Raw genomic sequence first — 16,377 nt, forward strand, 5'->3', positions numbered from 1 at the left:
GCCCTGGGGCCGCGGGGCCACCGGGCCGGCCGGGTGCGGCTGCGCGGGCCACTGGGCGGCCGCGGCCGGGGCGGCGGGCTCGTACGACGGCGGCAGCGGCGGGACGCCCTGCTGGGGGACCGGCGACCGGGTCCAGGCCGGGTCGGGCTGCCCGGCGCGGGGGTCGGGCGCACCGCCCTCGGGGACCGGCGCCGCACCGGGGCCCGCGGGGGTGTCCGCGACGGGTGGGTCGACAGCGACGGGTGCGTCGGTGACGGGTGCGTCGGTGACGGGTGTGTCGCCGTCATCGGTCGTGCCGGCCTCGGGGTCGGAACCGCCGTCGCCCCCGGCGGCGGAGGGGGCGTCGTCGGAGGCCTCGACGGTGCGGTCCGACGAGGCGTCCGTGGCCTCGGCCGGGGCGTCGGGCTCGCCCTCGGGGGCGGCGGGGCCCACCGCACCGGCCGCGCCCGGGACGCCGTCGCCGGAGGAGGCGTCGGCGGTGCCCCCTGCGGCGGCCGATGCGTCCGCGGGCTCTCCGGCCCCGAAGGACTCGGCCGGCTCACCGGGCCCGCCGGCGCCGGCGGGTTCGGCCGCGGAGGCGGTGCCGGTGGGCTCCGCGGCGTCGGTGGGTGCGGCCCCGGACGCCGGATCCCGTGCCGCGCCGGAGGCCTCGGCGGTGCTCTCGGCGCCCTGCCCGGTGGGGGCCGGCTCACTGATCTCGCGCTTGAGCGCCGACGCGGAGATGCGCATGGTCGCCCCGCTGACGAGGTCGCCGTTGCCCGGTTCCCCGGCCTCCGGTTCCCCTGCCTCCGACGGCACGGGCGCCGCGGCCGGCGCCGGCTGGGTGAACGCCGCCTCGGGCGAGGCCGGAGCAACCGGAGGGGCGGCCGCCTCGGGCGCGGGCGGGTACGCCGGAGGGAACGCTGCTTCGGGGACCGGCGGGTACGCGCCCTCAGGTGCGGGCGCGGCAGCCGGCTGAGCCGCAGTCCCGGGGGCGGGGCCGGGCGGCGGAGCGGGTGCCCAGGCCGGCTGGAAACCGCTGCCCCGGGGCAGATCGGGAACGGAGATCGGCGGGCCCGCGGGCGGAGGAGGCGTGGCAGGACCGGGCGCCGGCGGCGGCACGGGTGCCGGGGCCGATGGTGCGGGCGCCTGGCCCGACGCGTTCTGCGTGTACCAGGCGGGCGGCGCGTAGTCGATGGTGAACTCGCCCGTCATCTCGATGGCGGACTCCGCGTCGGTCTGGTCGTCGTCGGGTGTCTCCCAGCCCCCGCGGATCCCGTCCCGATCGCTGTTCACAGTTCCTCCTGGTGTGGTCGAACGCCCTCATGCCGTGCTGGGGGGGTGACCGTTCCTGTCGTACATTCCCCGGGTTGTTCCCGGGGCTGTTCCCCGGTGGCCCTGAACCCTGTCGTCGCAGGGCGCGCAGACCCCGCTCGCGGGCACGCGTGACGTGCCCAACCCCAGCCTAATCACGAACACCGCGGCCCCGGCAGGCCCGCCCGCCCCTTTCCACGGCGCCCGGTGGGCACACACCCCGGAGAACCGCCGCGAGACGCCCGTACGTTCACCAAACCGTGATGATCGGCGGCGCCAACCCGTCCCCGGGACCGCGCCGATGCGCGGCAGGGCTGCGGAACGGCCCCTGAACATGCGGGAGATACGGGACGAGCCGAGGAAAGCCGGTGAAATCCCGCGAAGCGGCGTCGAACCGGGCGAGGCCGGGGAGGACGGCGGAACGGGCGGTCACGCGGGCCGGTGCGGGCGCCGTCCGCAGCGGGGTCAGTCCATGCGCCGCGCCACGCCCAGCAGTCCGACCTCGGGGTCCGTCGCCTGCGTCATCACGTACTGCCGGTCGCGGTCGGTGCACCACAGCGTGACGCCGTCCGGGAGGGAGGGCAGCGACTCGATCTCGGGGCGCGGCAGCCCGATCACCCGGCCGATCTCCGCCGCCTCGTCCGGCGACACCCGCTGCACGCCCACCAGCCGGGCCTGCCGCATCAACCGCGGTGCGACGGGGCTGAGATACGGCAGCAGCGTCACCACCGACTGCCAGGGCGCCGACACCACACGCCCACGCGGAGGACGCATACCGCAGTCCCGCACCACGAGGACCGGCGTCCCGGCCGACGCGCCCTGCGGGGGCACCCGTCCGACGTCGTACACCGCGAGGCCGTTCTGCCCGCCTCCCATCGCGTGCACCATCGGCATCCAGGCCTGCGCGCGCCCCGTCTCCACGGCCACGCGGGCACCGGTCGCCGCCGCCCGCAGCGCGAGCACCTGCGCGGTCCACAGGCCGCCGATCAACACGATGTCGTACGGCGTGGGCCGGTTGACGCCGAGCACCGCGGGCCGGCCCTCGGTGTCCACCCCGAACACCACACCATCGTCACCGATGGGCAGGGACAGGGCGTCGGCCTGCTCCACGGTCAGCGTGTGCCGCGGGTGCCGCGGGCCCAGCAGACCGAAGCCGGTACGCAGACGCTCCCCGAGGGACGGGTCCGCGGCGTGGGTCGTCGTCGCCATCAGCGGGCACCTCCGAGCGGCAGGGTGGCGAGGACGCCGGGCAGCTGTTCACGGTCCAGCCGGGCCAGGCCGGCCTTCGCGGCCCGCGCCGCCTGCTCCAGTTCGCGGCGTGCGTCGGTCAGCTCCTGGTTGCTGCGGCCGGTGACCCGCACATGGCCGGTGACGGTCACCTCTTGCCGGCCGCCCTTGGCGAGCGTCAGACTGAACGTCGTGGCCAGCGCGGGAACCGAGGTCAGCTGCGCCACCAACTGCGCCAGCGAGGGGCTCTCGCCGCCCAACTGCGGCCAGCGCCGCACCCAGTAGGTCGTGTGCCTGCGGTTGTCGCAGCGCCAGCTGCGGCTGGACTCCTCCGTCCGCGACTGCGCCGCCTCGCCCCGCCCGGCCTGCGCGGTCACCATCGGGTTGGCGCACGCGGAGGTGGCGATGGCCGCCGTCAGTTCCTCCTCGTTCAGCACGTTCGCCCGGAACCCGGCGCCGGTCAGCCGGCTCGCCAGGTGCTCCGCGGCCCGCGCCAGGCACTTCTGCGCGCCGGCCAGACCGCCTCCGCGCGCGGCCACCGCCTCCGGGCACAGCTCGGGATCCAGTTTCAGCGCGATCCAGGTGATACGCACCGCAGGGGAGCCCGTCCGGGCCTGCAGCGGGGCGTAGTTGCTCACCACCACCGACTGCTGCGGCAGGTGCAGCGCCGGTGCGGGTTGCGTGTGCACCACGATCTGTGCCGACTCCAGCAGGATCCCGTCGACCTCCAGCACGTCCCGGACGACGGCGACGGGCAGCGGTCTGCGCCCGCGCTCGGCGCGCAGCGCACCGGCGTCCGACTCCACCTGGAGCACGGCGGTCAGGAAGCCGCCGTCGCCCACCATGCCGATCGGGCGCTGGTCATGGTGGTCGCCGCGGCTGTGACGGTAGGTGCGCAGGCTCGGGTCGCACTCCACGGCCGGAGCGAGACCCGAGTCCGTGCCCGGCGGCACCACGGCGCCGGCGGCCCGGCGGCGCCGCGCCCGCAACGCCAGCAGTGTGCCCAGCCATTCGGGAAGGGAACGACCCCGGCGCCGCACCAGGGCGAGCGCGACGAGCAACGCGGCGACCACGCCAGCCGGCACCAGCACGTACGTCCCGGCGACCCAGGCGCACACCACGACCGCCCCTGCCGCCTCCAGCAGCACCAACCGCTGCACGGCGAACGAACCGCCGTACCCCGAACCTGACTTCAGACGAGGGGCGACGGAGCCCCGCGGGGACTCGGGGGCGGGGCGTGCGGCCCCTTCCGGGGCGGGGGAGGCCGCGCCGCGGCCCCGTGGCCGGCGCGGGCTGGCCGATCGTGAACCCGATTGCGATCGCGACCGGGTCCGCGTCGCGGAAGCCATCACTCAAAAACCCCCGAAGTCTCCCGAAAACCCTTGCGCTGCGGCCTCGTCAGGCCCCGAGCACCCTACCCGTGCCGCCGGCACGATCGCGCAACGGGCATAGTAGGGGGCGACTCTGACAGCCGAGGCGTCAGAGGCGGACGAGGACGGGGGACGGACCTGCACGGGTCCTCCACGACTCCGCAACGGGGAGAGAGCGGACACAGATGGCATCACGGCGCGACGAACTCAACGCCTACACCTTCGCGAAGCGCCGCACGCTCGCGTCGTTCCTGCAGCCTTCGCCCTCGGGATCAGAGGAGGGCGCGCCCAAGCCGCTGGGCGCCCTGGTCCCCGGCCTCGTGATCGGCGTGGTGATCCTCGCCGTGTTCGGCGCGATCGGCATGTTCAGCCCGACCGCGCCCAAGGGCTGGGACAGCCCCGGCGCACACGTCATCGTCGCCAGCAAGTCGACCACCCGCTACGTCGTCCTCAGGACCGGCAAGGAGACACAACTCCACCCGGTGCTGAACATGGCCTCCGCCAAACTGCTGCTGGACCCGAGCAGGAACAGCGTCATCACCGTCGACGAGATGGTCCTCGACAGCGGCAAACCCCCGCACGGCGCCACGATCGGCATCCCCTACGCCCCCGACCGCCTGCCCTCCTCCGCCGAGGCCGGGTCCGCCAAGCGCTGGGCGGTGTGCGAACGCCCCGGTGACGGCGGGCGGGCCATCCAGAAGGCGGCGTTCGTCCTCGCCGAGAAGGAGTGGTCCAGGACGGAGGGCGGCAGCCGGCTCACCGGCGGCGACCTGATGTACGTCGTCGGCCCGGACGGCAGGACGCAGTACGTCGTCGACGCCAAGGGCACCAAGTACCCGCTGGCCGATCCGGCCGACAAGGAACTGCTCAAGGCCCTCGACACCCAGAGCCGCTCCCCGCAGCGCGTCTCCCAGGAGTGGCTCGACACCCTCCACACCGGCGACCCGGTCGCCATCCCCGACGTCGACGGCACCCCCGGGGCGACCGCCGGCGCCTCCACCGCCCTCGGCGACTACGACAAGGTCGGCGAGGTCATCAGGGCCTACGACGGCCAGGTCATGCAGTACTACGTGGTGCTTCGGGGCAAGGTCGCCCGCGTCTCCGAGTTCACCGCCACCCTCCTGCTCAACAGCGGCGACCTCGTCGCCGTCGGCCAGGCCGGTGAGGCCCAGCAGGTCAGCCCCGGCGCGGTGGCCGACAGCACCAGCTTCGACGGCGACAAGAACTGGCCGACATACCGGCCGCGCACGGTGAACGACGGCGCGAGCACGACATCGGGCCGCAACACCGTCTGCAACGTGCTGCGTTCGGTGGACGCCGGAAACGGCCGGACGACCCTGTCCACCTGGGTGGGCACCGAATTCCCCGCGCAGCTCCCCACCGGTTCCTCCAGCGCCTACGTCACGCCCGGCTCCGGCCAGCTCTACCGCCAGTTCCAGGGCACCGAGACCAAGGCCGGCGGCGTCTTCCTCGTCACCGACACCGGCTTGCGCTACGCCCTGCAGTCCAACAGCGACAGCGCCACCGACGACAAGGGCATCGGTACCTCGGCCGGCCAGCGCAAGCAGGAGCTGAACGAGGCGAGGATCGCCCAGACCCGCCTCGGCTACGAGAAGGTCGACCCCGTCCCGATCCCCGTGGAGTGGTCGACGTTCCTGCCGACGGGCCCGCGCCTGTCGGAGGCGGCGGCGCGGCAGCCGCAGGGCTCCTAGAGCACCGGACCACCTGCCACGGGACACGAGCGCACAGGACACGAGGGCCGGAGGGCGACGAACTCATGCTGAAGGCAAGGACGCGGGGGCGTGCGCGGACCGCGTCGGCCCTGGGAGCGGGAGCCGTGCTGACGACCGCCCTGGTCGCGCTGCCCGCGCCCGCGTGGGCGGACGACGGCGGCCAGTGCACCTTCCCGTCGAAGCCCTACACGGGCCGCCCCTGGGCGCTGCAGCGCGTCAACCTCGACGAGCTGTGGGCGCAGTCCACCGGCAAGAACGTCCAGGTGGCCGTCGTCGACACGGGCGTCGACATCAGGAACCCGCAGCTGAGGAAGGCGGTCGACGCGTCGAAGGGCGAGAACCTCCTGCCCCGGAAGAACGGCAAGGGCGAGGACATCGACCGGGGAAACGACCAGGGCACCACCGACACGGTCGGCCACGGCACCCGCGTCGCGGGCATCATCGCCGCCCGTCCGGCCAAGGGCACCGGCTTCGTCGGTCTCGCACCCGACGCCACGATCATCCCCGTCAAACAGAACGACGCCGAGGGCGACGGCACCGCCGCGACCCTCGCGACGGCCATCCGCCACGCCGTCGACAAGGGCGCCGACGTCATCAACATCTCCCAGGACACCGCCAACGCCGTCGAACCCGACGCCCGGCTGAAGCAGGCCGTCGACTACGCCCTGAGCAAGCGCGTCGTGGTCGTCGCCTCCGCCGGCAACGACGGCCTCGGCGGCAACGTCAAGGTCACGTACCCGGCGTCGTACGACGGCGTGCTGGCGGTGGCCGCGTCCGACCGCAACAACGAACGCGCCTCCTTCTCCCAGTCGGGAGAGTTCGTCGGCGTGGCGGCACCGGGCGTCGACATGATCTCCACCGTCCCGGGCGGCGGACACTGCTCCGACAACGGCACCAGCTTCTCGGCGCCCTACGTGGCCGGTGTGGCGGCCCTGCTGAAGTCCAAGTACCCCGAGTGGACGGCCCGGCAGGTCGTCGCCCAGATCGAGCAGACGGCGGAGCGTTCCATCCCCGGCCACGACCGCCTCGTCGGCTGGGGCGTCGTCGACCCCGTCAAGGCCCTCACGAACGTCGACCCCGCGCACCCGGTCGAGTCGCCCCGGCCCGCCAACGGCGTCAACCGGGCCGAGGCACCCTACGTCGCCCCCCTCCACTTCGGCGAGACCGCCGACGAGCGCAACACCCGCATGGCCACTTACGTGGTCGTCGGCGGCCTCGTCCTGGTCGCCGGTCTCGGCGGCACGGCGGTGGCACTCCGGGACGCCCGACGGCGCCGCGAGCGACTGGCAGGCGGCCGCCCCGCCCCCCACTGACCCACCCGACAGCCCGGCTCTACGGCGCCCTCAGCCCTGCCGCGGTGGTGACGACGCCCTCGCTCTGGTCATCCAACCCAGCTCGGCACGACCGACGCGGGCTCCGCCGTCGGGCTCAGTCGTCCTTCTTCAAACACGGCTGCTGCTTCTTGAGTGCTGCCGTGTAACCGGACATCAGGTCCTTCATGGCTGTCTCGTCCTGTCGTCCGGGCTTCCAATTCTCGATGAAGGTGCTGATGTCCTCCTCTTCGATGCCCGAGCCGCGGCACTGGATCAGCGATACGGCGGCATGGTCGCTGTAGGCGATCGAGCCTCCCTCCGTGGACTTCTGGTCCCCGGTACGGGCGCGGTGCAGGAGGATTCTCTGCGCCGAAGAGCCCATGGTGATGCGCTCCGTGCTGACGACCAACACCTCGGTGCTGTCGACTGAGACTTTGCATAGCCCTGTTCCCTTGGCCGCGCCGTCGACCTGATTGACCGACACCTTCTGACCGGATGCCGGCAGGAGCCGTGACAGCGAACGGGTCGGGACAGGTACTCCGCAGAGTGCCTTCGGAATTGTGAACTCTTGCTTGGGTGGGTTCGACGAGCACCCAGCTGCGGTCATGGCGGCGCAGAGCACTGCACCACCGCGCACGAGAAGGGTTCGAGGGTTCATTTGCTCCTCCTGCCACCTGGAGCGTCTCGTTCCTGCGGCGCATCCATGTAGGTGGAGATCACGCCTTCCGCTGCGGACACAAGGCCCGGCTGCAGCGCCCAGAGGTTGGCGCTGACGGGTTTGCCTCGGCACGTGATGTCCGCCACGGCAGGCTGCTGCTTCGGGGTCGATTCGCTCGCCATCTGCAGGCGATAGAGGGGAAAATGCGTGGGTTGATATCGAGATGCCGCACACCAACGTCGGAGCGGTGAACGCGCACCGCTGGCTGCCCGCGCCCCCCGCCCTAGGCGTTCTGGGGCGCTCAACTGCGGCCCTCCGACGTCCACTGCGCGCCGTCCGTGTGACTGACGCCTGCCGATGTGCGAGCCGCTCGGCGGAGGTCCTTGGCGGTCTCCGGATCGATGTCCTGACTATTCACCAATGCATGATCGACTGCGGCCCCTGCGGAGTCGATGGCGGTTGTGCGGCCCTGTGTGTAGTTTGTGCTGGCCTCGCTCTGAGCTTCTGTCACCGTGTCCTTCTCGATGCTCTTCATGACGGACTCCTGGATGTCTTCCGAGGCCCATTCCAGAGCGGTGCCGGCGATGGGGACGCGTTCGCCGACCTTCTCGATGCCCATGCCCAGGATGCGGTTCACCCACTTCTGCTTGTCGGCCGCGGCATCGTTGTACTCCTGGTCCGACGCCGCGTGGTAGTCGTAGATCGCATGGGCCCGGGCGTCGCTCATGATGCCCGCGATCGCCGATCCGGGAGCCACGGCGGCACCCACGCGGCCGTCGAGGGACGCCGTCGAATGGCTGTCGCCGTTGATGACGTGGTCCACCACGTCCGCCGTGTAGGCCTGCTGCGCGGTGGTGATGGTGGCGTAGGCGTCGGGGTCCTGGCCCACCTCGGCGAGGAATCGGTTGACGTTGCGCGAGTCGAGGTCGGCCGCGGCACCGAACGTGGGCAGGGTGTCGCTGCTGGGATCCTCCCGGTACATCGCCCGCTGCATGTCGCCCATGTACTCCGCCGAGATGTCGCCGAGGCTGGCGCGCAGGCCGTAGAGGGGACCGGAGTCCTCGTCGATGTCCCCGTTCTCGTTGTGCCGGATCAGTTCGGGGTGCTGGCCGAACTTGTCGACGATCTCGTGGACCAGGCCCGCCCGGGCCTCCGTGTGCTTGATGGCGTCGGCGGTGTCGTCGCTGTCGTACGGGCGGCCTGTCGTCGCCGCCTCAAGGGCGTGGCCGAGGGCCTGGGGGCCGAAGGTGAGGGCCGTGCGCGTCTTGTCCTCGTCGGCGAGGGTGTTGGCGTCGTTGGTGTCGATCGACCACTCGAAGTCCTCGTCGGTGAAGAGATCGAGGTAGGACGTGAAGCCGGGGTCGCCGCCCTGCTTCACTGTCCCGTCCCGGTTGTACGCGGTCGGCGGTTGGGTGAAGAGCTTCTCCGCGGCCTCGGGACTGTGCCCGACTGCCTCCAGGACGCTGTTGACCGGGGAGTAGCCGCTGCCGAGATCGCCTGACGGGTTGAAGCCGTAGGCGTCGGGCATGCCCACCGGCCTGCCGTACAGGAAGAAGTGCGGGTCCTCCTTGTGGATCTGGGTGATGTGCTCTGCGATGGGCGTGAGGAACCGGGCGTCGTAGTTGCCGTAGCGCAGCAGACCACCGAGGACCTGGTAGCCGTAGGGCTTGTTGAACTGCCCGGGGGTCCAGCCGATCTGCTGGGTGCCCAGGCGCCGGAACTCCGCGTTCCAGCTGTCGGGCAGATGGTGCCGGTGGTCGGGGTCGGTGGCGTTGGCCAGCGTGTAGCCCATGGCCTTCTGCAGGTCCTGCACCGCGGCGAGCCGGGTCTTGGTGGCGTCCGGATCGGTGCCGTCGATGGCCATGTCGGCGTAGAACTGCAGCGCCTTCTCGGGCCCGCCGAGTCCCCGGTAGAAGTCGGTGGCGAACTCGCCGTCCTTCTCGTCGGAGTTGTAGGTCAGCAGGTCGTCGAACTCGCGCAGCTCGGCGTCGGTCATCTTGTGGCCCTTGCGGGCCAGTTCGAGGGCGCGTTCGACCTCGACGTCGTTCAGCGAACCGTAGTGGGCGTGGCCGGCGTTGTGGGCGTCGTCGCCGTGGCTCCTGGCCAGGGCGCGGGCGACGGAGGCGTCGATCTCCCGGGCGTGGCCGAGGATCAGGTTGATCCGGTCCTCCAGTTCCTGCCGGGCGTCCAACTGTTCCTGGGTGCGTTCGTCCGTGTCGCCGCGCACATGGGGATGGAAGCAGCGGACCTTGCCGCCCTCGAGTTCCTGAACGCGGATCCCGAGTGTCGCGGCATCGGTCTCCGCCGCCTGCCTGAGCTGCTTCTGGAGCGCGGACAGTTCCGTGTGCCCGTCGTCGAGTACCTGGTAGATGCTGTCCGCCTCGGTGTGGAGGTCCGCGATCTCCTTCGCCGTCCTGGTGATGAACTCGCGGCTGACGGTCGCGTTGACGCCGGCCCACCGGGCCCGGTCCGACTTTGCCTGCATGCCCTGCCGGGCGTCGTCCGCCGCCCTCTTCAGTGCGGCGACGGTCTTCTTCCAGTCCGCCACGGCGGTGCCGAGCCTGCCGAGGTCGACCTCGGCGAGGTCCGTGAAGCTCAGAGCCACTGCCGATCCCCCTACTTGAAGTACTCGTTGAGCTGCGACACGGACACGGCCGAGCCGTCGCTGCCGCGGAGCACGGTCCCGATCCGGGCGTCGTCCTGCGCGTGGAGCTTGCGGCTGTAGTCGAGGTGGTCGGAGATGTGCGCACAGGCCTGCAGCACCGATTTCAGCTGCGAGGACCAGATGTCGACGGTCTTGTGCAGGGCGGCGCCGGTGGCGAAGTTGTGCGTGCTCAGCGTGGAGGCCGCCCGCGCGGTGGAACCCGCTCCGTCCTTGCCCGCCCCCGCCGTGGAGATGTCGGCCTCCTTGCGGAGGTCCTCGAACAGAAGGTGGGCGTCATGGCCGACCGCACCGAGGTCGTCCTGGTGCACGACCAGGTCACCGCCTCCGCCTGCGCCGTCCGCAGGCAGCTGGTTGAGGCGCGTGTGCGTGGACTGCCGTTCGGCGGCCCGTGCCTTCAGTTGCTCCCACTCGTCCCATGCCATGTGCAGGACCTTCCCCGTGAGTGTGGCGTGCGTCCGTACGATGATGTGCGTGTGCGACCGTAGCGTGCTCGTCGTGCCGCTGCTCATGTCGCCAAGTGCCGTGAGGAAAACAACCAGCACGCTAGCAAGCCGAGTTGTCGTCGGCCCGGACGGGCGCGGGGTCGTGACCGCTGTCGTGTGGATGTTTGATGGAGAGCCGCGGAACGGGGCGGGCGGCCGGGCCCCGTCCGCGGCGCCGGAGGCGGGGCTTCGGGAGGGGCACGGGGCGACCGGCGTGACAATCCGGCAAACCGGGCCATCTGCGGTAGCTGTGCCGAACCGGCAACTGAGTTGGTTCGCACCTCGGTTGGTGCGATTGTTCGGGTTGACTACAGTGGTGAACGCGTTGTCGGTCGCGGCTCGCTTTGCGATCGTACGGCGGGTGGTTCAGCGGGCGGGCCGGGCATCGGCCGCGACCGTACGGGGAAACGGGGAGGAGCGTCGTGCTTGTGAACGGCATGGCGGGGAGCGTCTCGGCGAACAGCGCGGCCGATCGGCCGCCGCGGCTCTGAACAGGTCTGCCCGGTTCGCATCGGCCTCGTCACAAGCCACCGCGGTGTTCTCGGCGGCCGGCCCGGTGGCGGGAGGATCGACCGGAGCCCCAGGCACCGGGTGACGGGGCGGCTCACCGCGCTCGGCGACGAGCGCCGGCAGCAGTTCGGTGGTGAGCCGGAACAACTGCATCAGGAAACGGACGAGGAAAGGCAGGAGGCTGGTCATGGCCGGCTCGCAGAAGCTCCAGGACGAAGCAGTCATCGCGCTCCAGAAGCAGATGGCCGAGAAGTACGAGGCGACCCTGAAGCGGGTGCACCGCCTCCAGGGCGTCATCGACGGCCTCGAGGGCCAGTGGCACGGTATCGGTCGCGCCGAGTTCGACCGGAAGCAGATCGAGATCAACGAGTCGATCCAGAACATCGGCAACATCCTCGGCCAGGTCATCGACTCCATGACCAAGACGCGCAACGTCAAGGACAGCAAGGAGGACGAGGTCCGCGCTGCCGCCGCCCGCATCGACGTCCGTGACGGAGCCTCGACGACCCCGTCGTCCGCGCTCAGCTCCTACTGAGCCGAGCGGTAGTCACCTCACCAGGCACACACCAGCGAGACAAGGTAGGCAGGCATGAGCCGTAACGCCGACGGGCTGCAAGTAACGTACGACGGCCTTGACACGGCCGCGACCACGATCGGCAACGAGGCCAAGGCGCTCGAGCAGGATCTCGACGAACTGCGGCGCATGGTCGTCCAGAGCCAGGAGTACTGGGCGGGCGAGGCTCAGAGCACGTTCCACCAGAAGCTGCAGCGCTGGGACAAGGAAGCCAACGACATCCACCAGGCGCTGACCGGCATCGGCCACGTGGTCCACCAGGCCGGCGGCGACTACATGGAGGGCGACAAGAAGGCGGCCTCCTTCTTCCAGTAGGACTCGGCCGGCACGACGGCACCGGGGTGGGCGCGCACGGGAGGCGCCCACCCCGGCGTCATGTCCGCGTACGTCTGCCACCCCCCGTCACGGGCCCCCAGGGGCCGGGGACGGGCCCGTCGACCGGTCCCGTGCTTCTTCAGTGCCCCCGGTGCCCCGCAGCGGGGCGGAGCGGCAGGCCGCGGGGCCGTGTCCGCCGCGGCAGGGGTGGCGGGCGGCCCCGGCCCGGGCGCCTCAGGCCTGGGGGTCGTCCGCCAGACCGACCTGCACCAGCGGCCGTCCCCGCTTGCGCGACACGAACACGCCCCGCCCCGCCGGCATCGGCCGCGGCCGTACCCCGCCGAGCAGGTCGCCCTCGGCCGGGTCGCCGGCCAGGATCACGCCCTGGGCGCCTAGCTCCTTGACGCGTTGCATGAAGTTCTCGTACCCGGCACGCCCGGCGCCGGCCGTGGAGCGGGCGATGATGAAGCGGACGCCGACGTCCCGGGCGAAGGGCAGCAGCTCCGTCAGCCCCGACAGCGGGTTGCCGCTGGAGGTGGAGACGAGGTCGTAGTCGTCGATGACGACGAACACCGTCGGTCCCTGCCACCAGCTGCGGTCGCGCAGCTGCTCCGGCGTGACGTCGGCGGTCGGCGTGCGCCGCTGCATCAGGTCGGCCAGCGCGTCCATGTGATGCTGCATCTGGTTCGACATGGGGACGTACTCCGCCAGGTGCGAGGGCGGGGTCACGCCCAGCAGCGAGCGGCGGTTGTCGATGACGAACAGCTTGCAGTCGTTGCCGTCGTAGCGCTCGGTGAGGCCCTTGACGAGCAGGCGGAGCAGATTCGACTTGCCGGACTCGCTCTCGCCGAAGACGAGGAAGAACGGGTCCTGCTCGAAGTCCACGAAGACCGGTTCGAGGTTGTCCTCGTCGATGGCGAAGGAGATGCCGCGGTCCGCGAACCGGTTGCCGGGCGGCAGCTGGGCCGCCGGGAACGAGCGGGGGAGCAGGCGGACCTCCGGTGCGCCGGGCTGCTGCCAGTGCCGCGTGATCTCCGCCGCCAGGGCCTGTGTGGCCTCCGACAGGTCGGTGTCCGAGGACAGCCCGTCGATGCGCGGGACGGCCGCCATGAAGTGCTGCTTCTGCGGGGTCTGGCCGCGGCCGGGCACACCCGTGGGCACGTTGGCCGCGACCTTGCGGTCGAACTCCGAGTCCATCGGGTCGCCGAGCCGCAGCTCCAGGCGGTTCATCAGGTGGTCCTTGAGGTTGGAGCGGACCTCCATGGACCGGGACGCCGTGAGGATCACGTGGATGCCGTAGCCGAGGCCGCGCGCCGCGATGTCCACGACCAGCGGCTCCAGCGCCTCGTAGTCCGTGCGGAAGTTGCCCCAGCCGTCGATGACCAGGAAGACGTCGCCCCAGGGCTGGTCGGTCACCGGGATGTCGCCGCGTGCGCGGCGGCTGCGGAACTCGGCGATGGACGAGATGCCCGCCGACCGGAAGTACTCCTCGCGGCGGGTCAGCACGCCGTACACCTCGGCCGTCGTGCGGCGCACCTTCTCCGGGTCCAGACGGGAGGCGACACCGCCGACGTGCGGCAGGTCGGCCACCGATGCCAGACTGCCGCCGCCGAAGTCCAGGGCGTACACCTGCACTTCGTGCGGCGTGTGGGTGAGCGCGAAGGAGGCGACGATCGAGCGCAGCAGGGTCGACTTGCCGGACTGCGGGCCGCCGAGGATCTGCATGTGGCCGGCGGCGCCGCCGAAGTCCGCCCACAGCGGGTCGCGCCGCTGCTCGTACGGCTTGTCGACGATGCCGACGGGGACGACCAGTCGCCCCGCACCCTCGTACCCCGGCTGGGTCATGCCCCGGCCGGGCACCGGTGCCAGGCCGGGCAGCAGTGCGTCCAGCGACGGGGGGCTGTCCAGCGGCGGCAGCCACACCTGGTGGGCCGCCGGCCCCTGGGCCTCCAGGCGCCGCACGATCACGTCGAGGACGGTGTCCGCGAGCGCCTCGTCCTTCTCGTCCGGCTCCGGCTCCCGCCGCTGCCGCGGCACCGCGACGTACTGCACGGGCACCTCGGCCGCGGTGAACAGCACCGGCCTGCGGTCGACCGGCAGCGGCCCGCCGAGCGCGGCGGCCTGCTGGGAGCCGGAGCGGTGGACACCGGAGACGTAGGCGGCCTTGAAGCGGACCATCTCGTCGGTGCCGAACTTCAGGAAGCCCGAACCCGGCACGTTCGGCAGCTCATAGGCGTCCGGGACGCCGAGTGCGGCCCGCGACTCGGCCGCGGAGAACGTCCGCAGACCGATGCGGTACGACAGATAGGTCTCCAGGCCGCGGAGGCGGCCCTCCTCCAGGCGCTGCGAGGCCAGCAGCAGGTGCACGCCCAGCGAGCGGCCGATACGGCCGATCTGCACGAACATCTCGATGAAGTCCGGCTTGGCGGTCAGCAGCTCGCTGAACTCGTCGATGACGAGTACGAGGGACGGGATCGGCTGGAGCGGGGCGCCCGCCGCGCGCGCCTTCTCGTAGTCGTGGATGTTGGCGTAGTTGCCCGCGTCGCGCAGCATTTCCTGGCGGCGGTTGAGCTCGCCCCGGATGGAGTCGCCCATGCGGTCGACCAGCGTGAGGTCGTCGGCGAGGTTGGTGATGACGGCCGCCACGTGCGGCATCTGGGACATGCCCGCGAACGTCGCACCGCCCTTGAAGTCGGCGAGGACGAAGTTGAGCGTCTCCGAGGAGTGGGTCACCGCCAGGCCGAGCACCAGGGTGCGCAGCAGCTCCGACTTGCCGGAACCGGTGGCGCCGATGCACAGGCCGTGCGGACCCATGCCCTCCTGCGCGGCCTCCTTCAGGTCGAGCAACACGGGCCGGCCGTCCTCGCCGAGCCCGATCGGCACGCGCAGCCGCTCCGCCTGCGACCGCGGGCGCCAGGTCCGCTTGGGATCGACGGAGGCCGCGTCGCCGAGGTTCAGCAGGTCGGTGAACTCCAGGTTCGCCAGCAGCGGTTCGTCGTCGTCCCCACCCGACCCCATGCGCAGTGGCGCCAGTTGCCGCGCGAGCGCCTCGGCGGCCTCGTACGACAGCACGTCCGGCGTGCCCTCGTAGACCATGCCGTGCGCCGACTCCAGTCGCAGCTCCCCGGGCCGTACGACGACCGAGAGGTCGCCGTGGCCCGTGCTGAGGTCGCCCGGCACGACCTCGACGACGGTGACCCCCTGCAGACCCTCGGGGCCCGCCAGCATCGCGTCCGGCGGCAGGGACACGCCGTCGAGGACGACCACCAGGTGCGGCTGCTCGGGAACGGGTGGCCCGGCGGGGTGGAAGCGCGGGCGGCCCTGCAGGCGCGTGGCGAGTCGTTCCTCCAGCTCCATCGGGTCGGTGGAGATCAGGCGCATGCTGCCCGCGCCGTCCGCGAGCCCCGGCATCTGCACGTGCGGCAGCCACTTGGCCCACTCCCACTCGGGCGCGGACTCCCGGCCGGTGGCGACGGCGACGACCAGATCCTCGGGCGAGTGCAGGGAGACCAGGGAGGCGGTCAGGGCGCGGGCCGTGCCGCGCACGGTCTGCGGGTCGCCGCTGATCGTCACGTGGTAGAAGGCGCGCAGCGACACCGCCATCGGCAGGTCGTCGAGGGTGCCGTGGGCGGCCAGGAAACGCTGCATGGCGCCCGCGGTGAGCGGTTCCAGCTCGTCGACCGGCGCGGTCTGCGGCGGGACCAGCGCGGTGGCCAGGGACTGCGGGCCGAGCCCCACCCGCACCTGCCCGAAGTCCTCGTCGGCGGTCCGCCGTTCCCACACCCGGCTACCCTCGGCGACCAGCGCCCACAGTTGCTCCGGTGAAGGGTGCAGGTAGTACTGGGCGTCGCGCTGTGCCCCGGCGGTCTCCACCGCGCCCCGCCGGGTCTGCGACAGGTACCGCAGGTAGTCGCGGCGGAGATCGGCCATCTGCCCCTGGCTGCCCCGGCGGTAGCGCACCAGCATGGAGATGCCCATCGCGATCGTGGACGCCACCATCACCATGCCCATGATCTTCATGAAGGGTTGGGCCTGCGGGTTGAAGAAGAACACCACGGAGCCGCCCATACCGAGCATGGGAAGGAGCTGCATCAGAGCGCCCTCCTGCTGCCCGCGCGGAAGTTCCGGCGGCGGCTGGAGCACGACCTCGTCCGTGGGCACTTCCTTCGGCAGTGCCCGTGGCGGGCGCTTGACGACGATGTGGCTCACTACGCACCAATTCCCTTGCCGGACCGAG

12 protein-coding genes are annotated in these 16,377 nt (G+C 71.7%); 4 read left to right on the plus strand and 8 right to left on the minus strand.

What is annotated here, in order from left to right:
• From I3F54_RS29825 to eccE, 3 genes are all read right to left on the minus strand, one after another.
• The coding region (locus I3F54_RS29825; protein ID WP_308374109.1) for an SCO5717 family growth-regulating ATPase at positions 1-1,275 on the minus strand (1,275 nt) is incomplete at its 3' end.
• Positions 1,276-1,758: 483 nt separating this feature from the next.
• Positions 1,759-2,502 (minus strand): hypothetical protein, encoded by a 744-nt coding sequence (locus I3F54_RS29830; RefSeq protein ID WP_240122041.1) that lies wholly within the window; start codon positions 2,500-2,502, stop codon positions 1,759-1,761.
• Positions 2,502-3,869: a type VII secretion protein EccE gene (eccE, locus tag I3F54_RS29835; RefSeq protein ID WP_240122042.1), complete on the minus strand. Its 1,368-nt coding sequence runs from the start codon at positions 3,867-3,869 to the stop codon at positions 2,502-2,504. The genes I3F54_RS29830 and eccE overlap by 1 nt, the downstream gene beginning before the upstream one ends.
• Before the next feature lie 206 nt (positions 3,870-4,075).
• Here eccE and eccB point away from each other — a divergent pair, with 206 nt between their 5' ends.
• Together eccB and mycP are read left to right on the plus strand one after the other, a co-directional pair.
• The gene (gene eccB, locus I3F54_RS29840; protein WP_240122043.1) at positions 4,076-5,602 is read left to right on the plus strand and encodes a type VII secretion protein EccB; all 1,527 of its coding nucleotides are present in this window, start codon (positions 4,076-4,078) and stop codon (positions 5,600-5,602) included.
• Positions 5,603-5,667: 65 nt separating this feature from the next.
• Positions 5,668-6,936, plus strand: coding sequence for a type VII secretion-associated serine protease mycosin (gene mycP / locus I3F54_RS29845; protein WP_240122044.1), 1,269 nt, complete (start codon positions 5,668-5,670; stop codon positions 6,934-6,936).
• Positions 6,937-7,051: 115 nt separating this feature from the next.
• Here the strand turns inward: mycP and I3F54_RS29850 are convergent, their stop codons facing one another.
• The 4 genes from I3F54_RS29850 to I3F54_RS29865 form a co-directional block, all read right to left on the minus strand.
• Positions 7,052-7,594: a hypothetical protein gene (locus tag I3F54_RS29850; protein WP_240122045.1), complete on the minus strand. Its 543-nt coding sequence runs from the start codon at positions 7,592-7,594 to the stop codon at positions 7,052-7,054.
• Positions 7,595-7,895: 301 nt separating this feature from the next.
• Positions 7,896-10,199, minus strand: a complete 2,304-nt coding sequence (locus tag I3F54_RS29855; protein WP_240122046.1) for a DUF6571 family protein — start codon at positions 10,197-10,199, stop codon at positions 7,896-7,898.
• Between the two features lie 11 nt (positions 10,200-10,210).
• Complete coding sequence (locus tag I3F54_RS29860; RefSeq protein ID WP_240122047.1) at positions 10,211-10,681, minus strand: hypothetical protein; 471 nt, start codon at positions 10,679-10,681, stop codon at positions 10,211-10,213.
• 426 nt (positions 10,682-11,107) lie between these two features.
• Positions 11,108-11,440, minus strand: a complete 333-nt coding sequence (locus tag I3F54_RS29865; protein WP_240122048.1) for a hypothetical protein — start codon at positions 11,438-11,440, stop codon at positions 11,108-11,110.
• On the opposite strand from I3F54_RS29865, the gene I3F54_RS29870 reads away from it, so the two are divergent.
• On the plus strand, positions 11,439-11,786 hold the full coding sequence (locus I3F54_RS29870) for a hypothetical protein (RefSeq protein ID WP_240122049.1): 348 nt from the start codon (positions 11,439-11,441) through the stop codon (positions 11,784-11,786). The genes I3F54_RS29865 and I3F54_RS29870 overlap by 2 nt on opposite strands.
• Positions 11,787-11,840: 54 nt before the next feature.
• Positions 11,841-12,140, plus strand: a complete 300-nt coding sequence (locus I3F54_RS29875; protein ID WP_240122050.1) for a WXG100 family type VII secretion target — start codon at positions 11,841-11,843, stop codon at positions 12,138-12,140.
• Between the two features lie 234 nt (positions 12,141-12,374).
• Here the strand turns inward: I3F54_RS29875 and eccCa are convergent, their stop codons facing one another.
• Positions 12,375-16,349 carry a type VII secretion protein EccCa gene (gene eccCa / locus I3F54_RS29880; protein ID WP_240122051.1) on the minus strand — a complete coding sequence of 1,325 codons (3,975 nt, stop codon included), beginning with the start codon at positions 16,347-16,349 and terminating at the stop codon, positions 12,375-12,377.
• Positions 16,350-16,377 lie beyond the last annotated feature (28 nt).

Source organism: Streptomyces sp. MUM 2J, from assembly GCF_022414535.1.
GTDB lineage: Bacteria > Actinomycetota > Actinomycetes > Streptomycetales > Streptomycetaceae > Streptomyces.

Coding starts and splice junctions, on each gene's coding strand:
- I3F54_RS29830 (WP_240122041.1), bottom strand. CDS start 2,502: ATGGCGACGACGACCCACGCCGCGGACCCGTCCCTCGGGGAGCGTCTG.
- eccE (WP_240122042.1), bottom strand. CDS start 3,869: ATGGCTTCCGCGACGCGGACCCGGTCGCGATCGCAATCGGGTTCACGA.
- eccB (WP_240122043.1), top strand. CDS start 4,076: ATGGCATCACGGCGCGACGAACTCAACGCCTACACCTTCGCGAAGCGC.
- mycP (WP_240122044.1), top strand. CDS start 5,668: ATGCTGAAGGCAAGGACGCGGGGGCGTGCGCGGACCGCGTCGGCCCTG.
- I3F54_RS29850 (WP_240122045.1), bottom strand. CDS start 7,594: ATGAACCCTCGAACCCTTCTCGTGCGCGGTGGTGCAGTGCTCTGCGCC.
- I3F54_RS29860 (WP_240122047.1), bottom strand. CDS start 10,681: ATGGCATGGGACGAGTGGGAGCAACTGAAGGCACGGGCCGCCGAACGG.
- I3F54_RS29870 (WP_240122049.1), top strand. CDS start 11,439: ATGGCCGGCTCGCAGAAGCTCCAGGACGAAGCAGTCATCGCGCTCCAG.
- I3F54_RS29865 (WP_240122048.1), bottom strand. CDS start 11,440: ATGACCAGCCTCCTGCCTTTCCTCGTCCGTTTCCTGATGCAGTTGTTC.
- I3F54_RS29875 (WP_240122050.1), top strand. CDS start 11,841: ATGAGCCGTAACGCCGACGGGCTGCAAGTAACGTACGACGGCCTTGAC.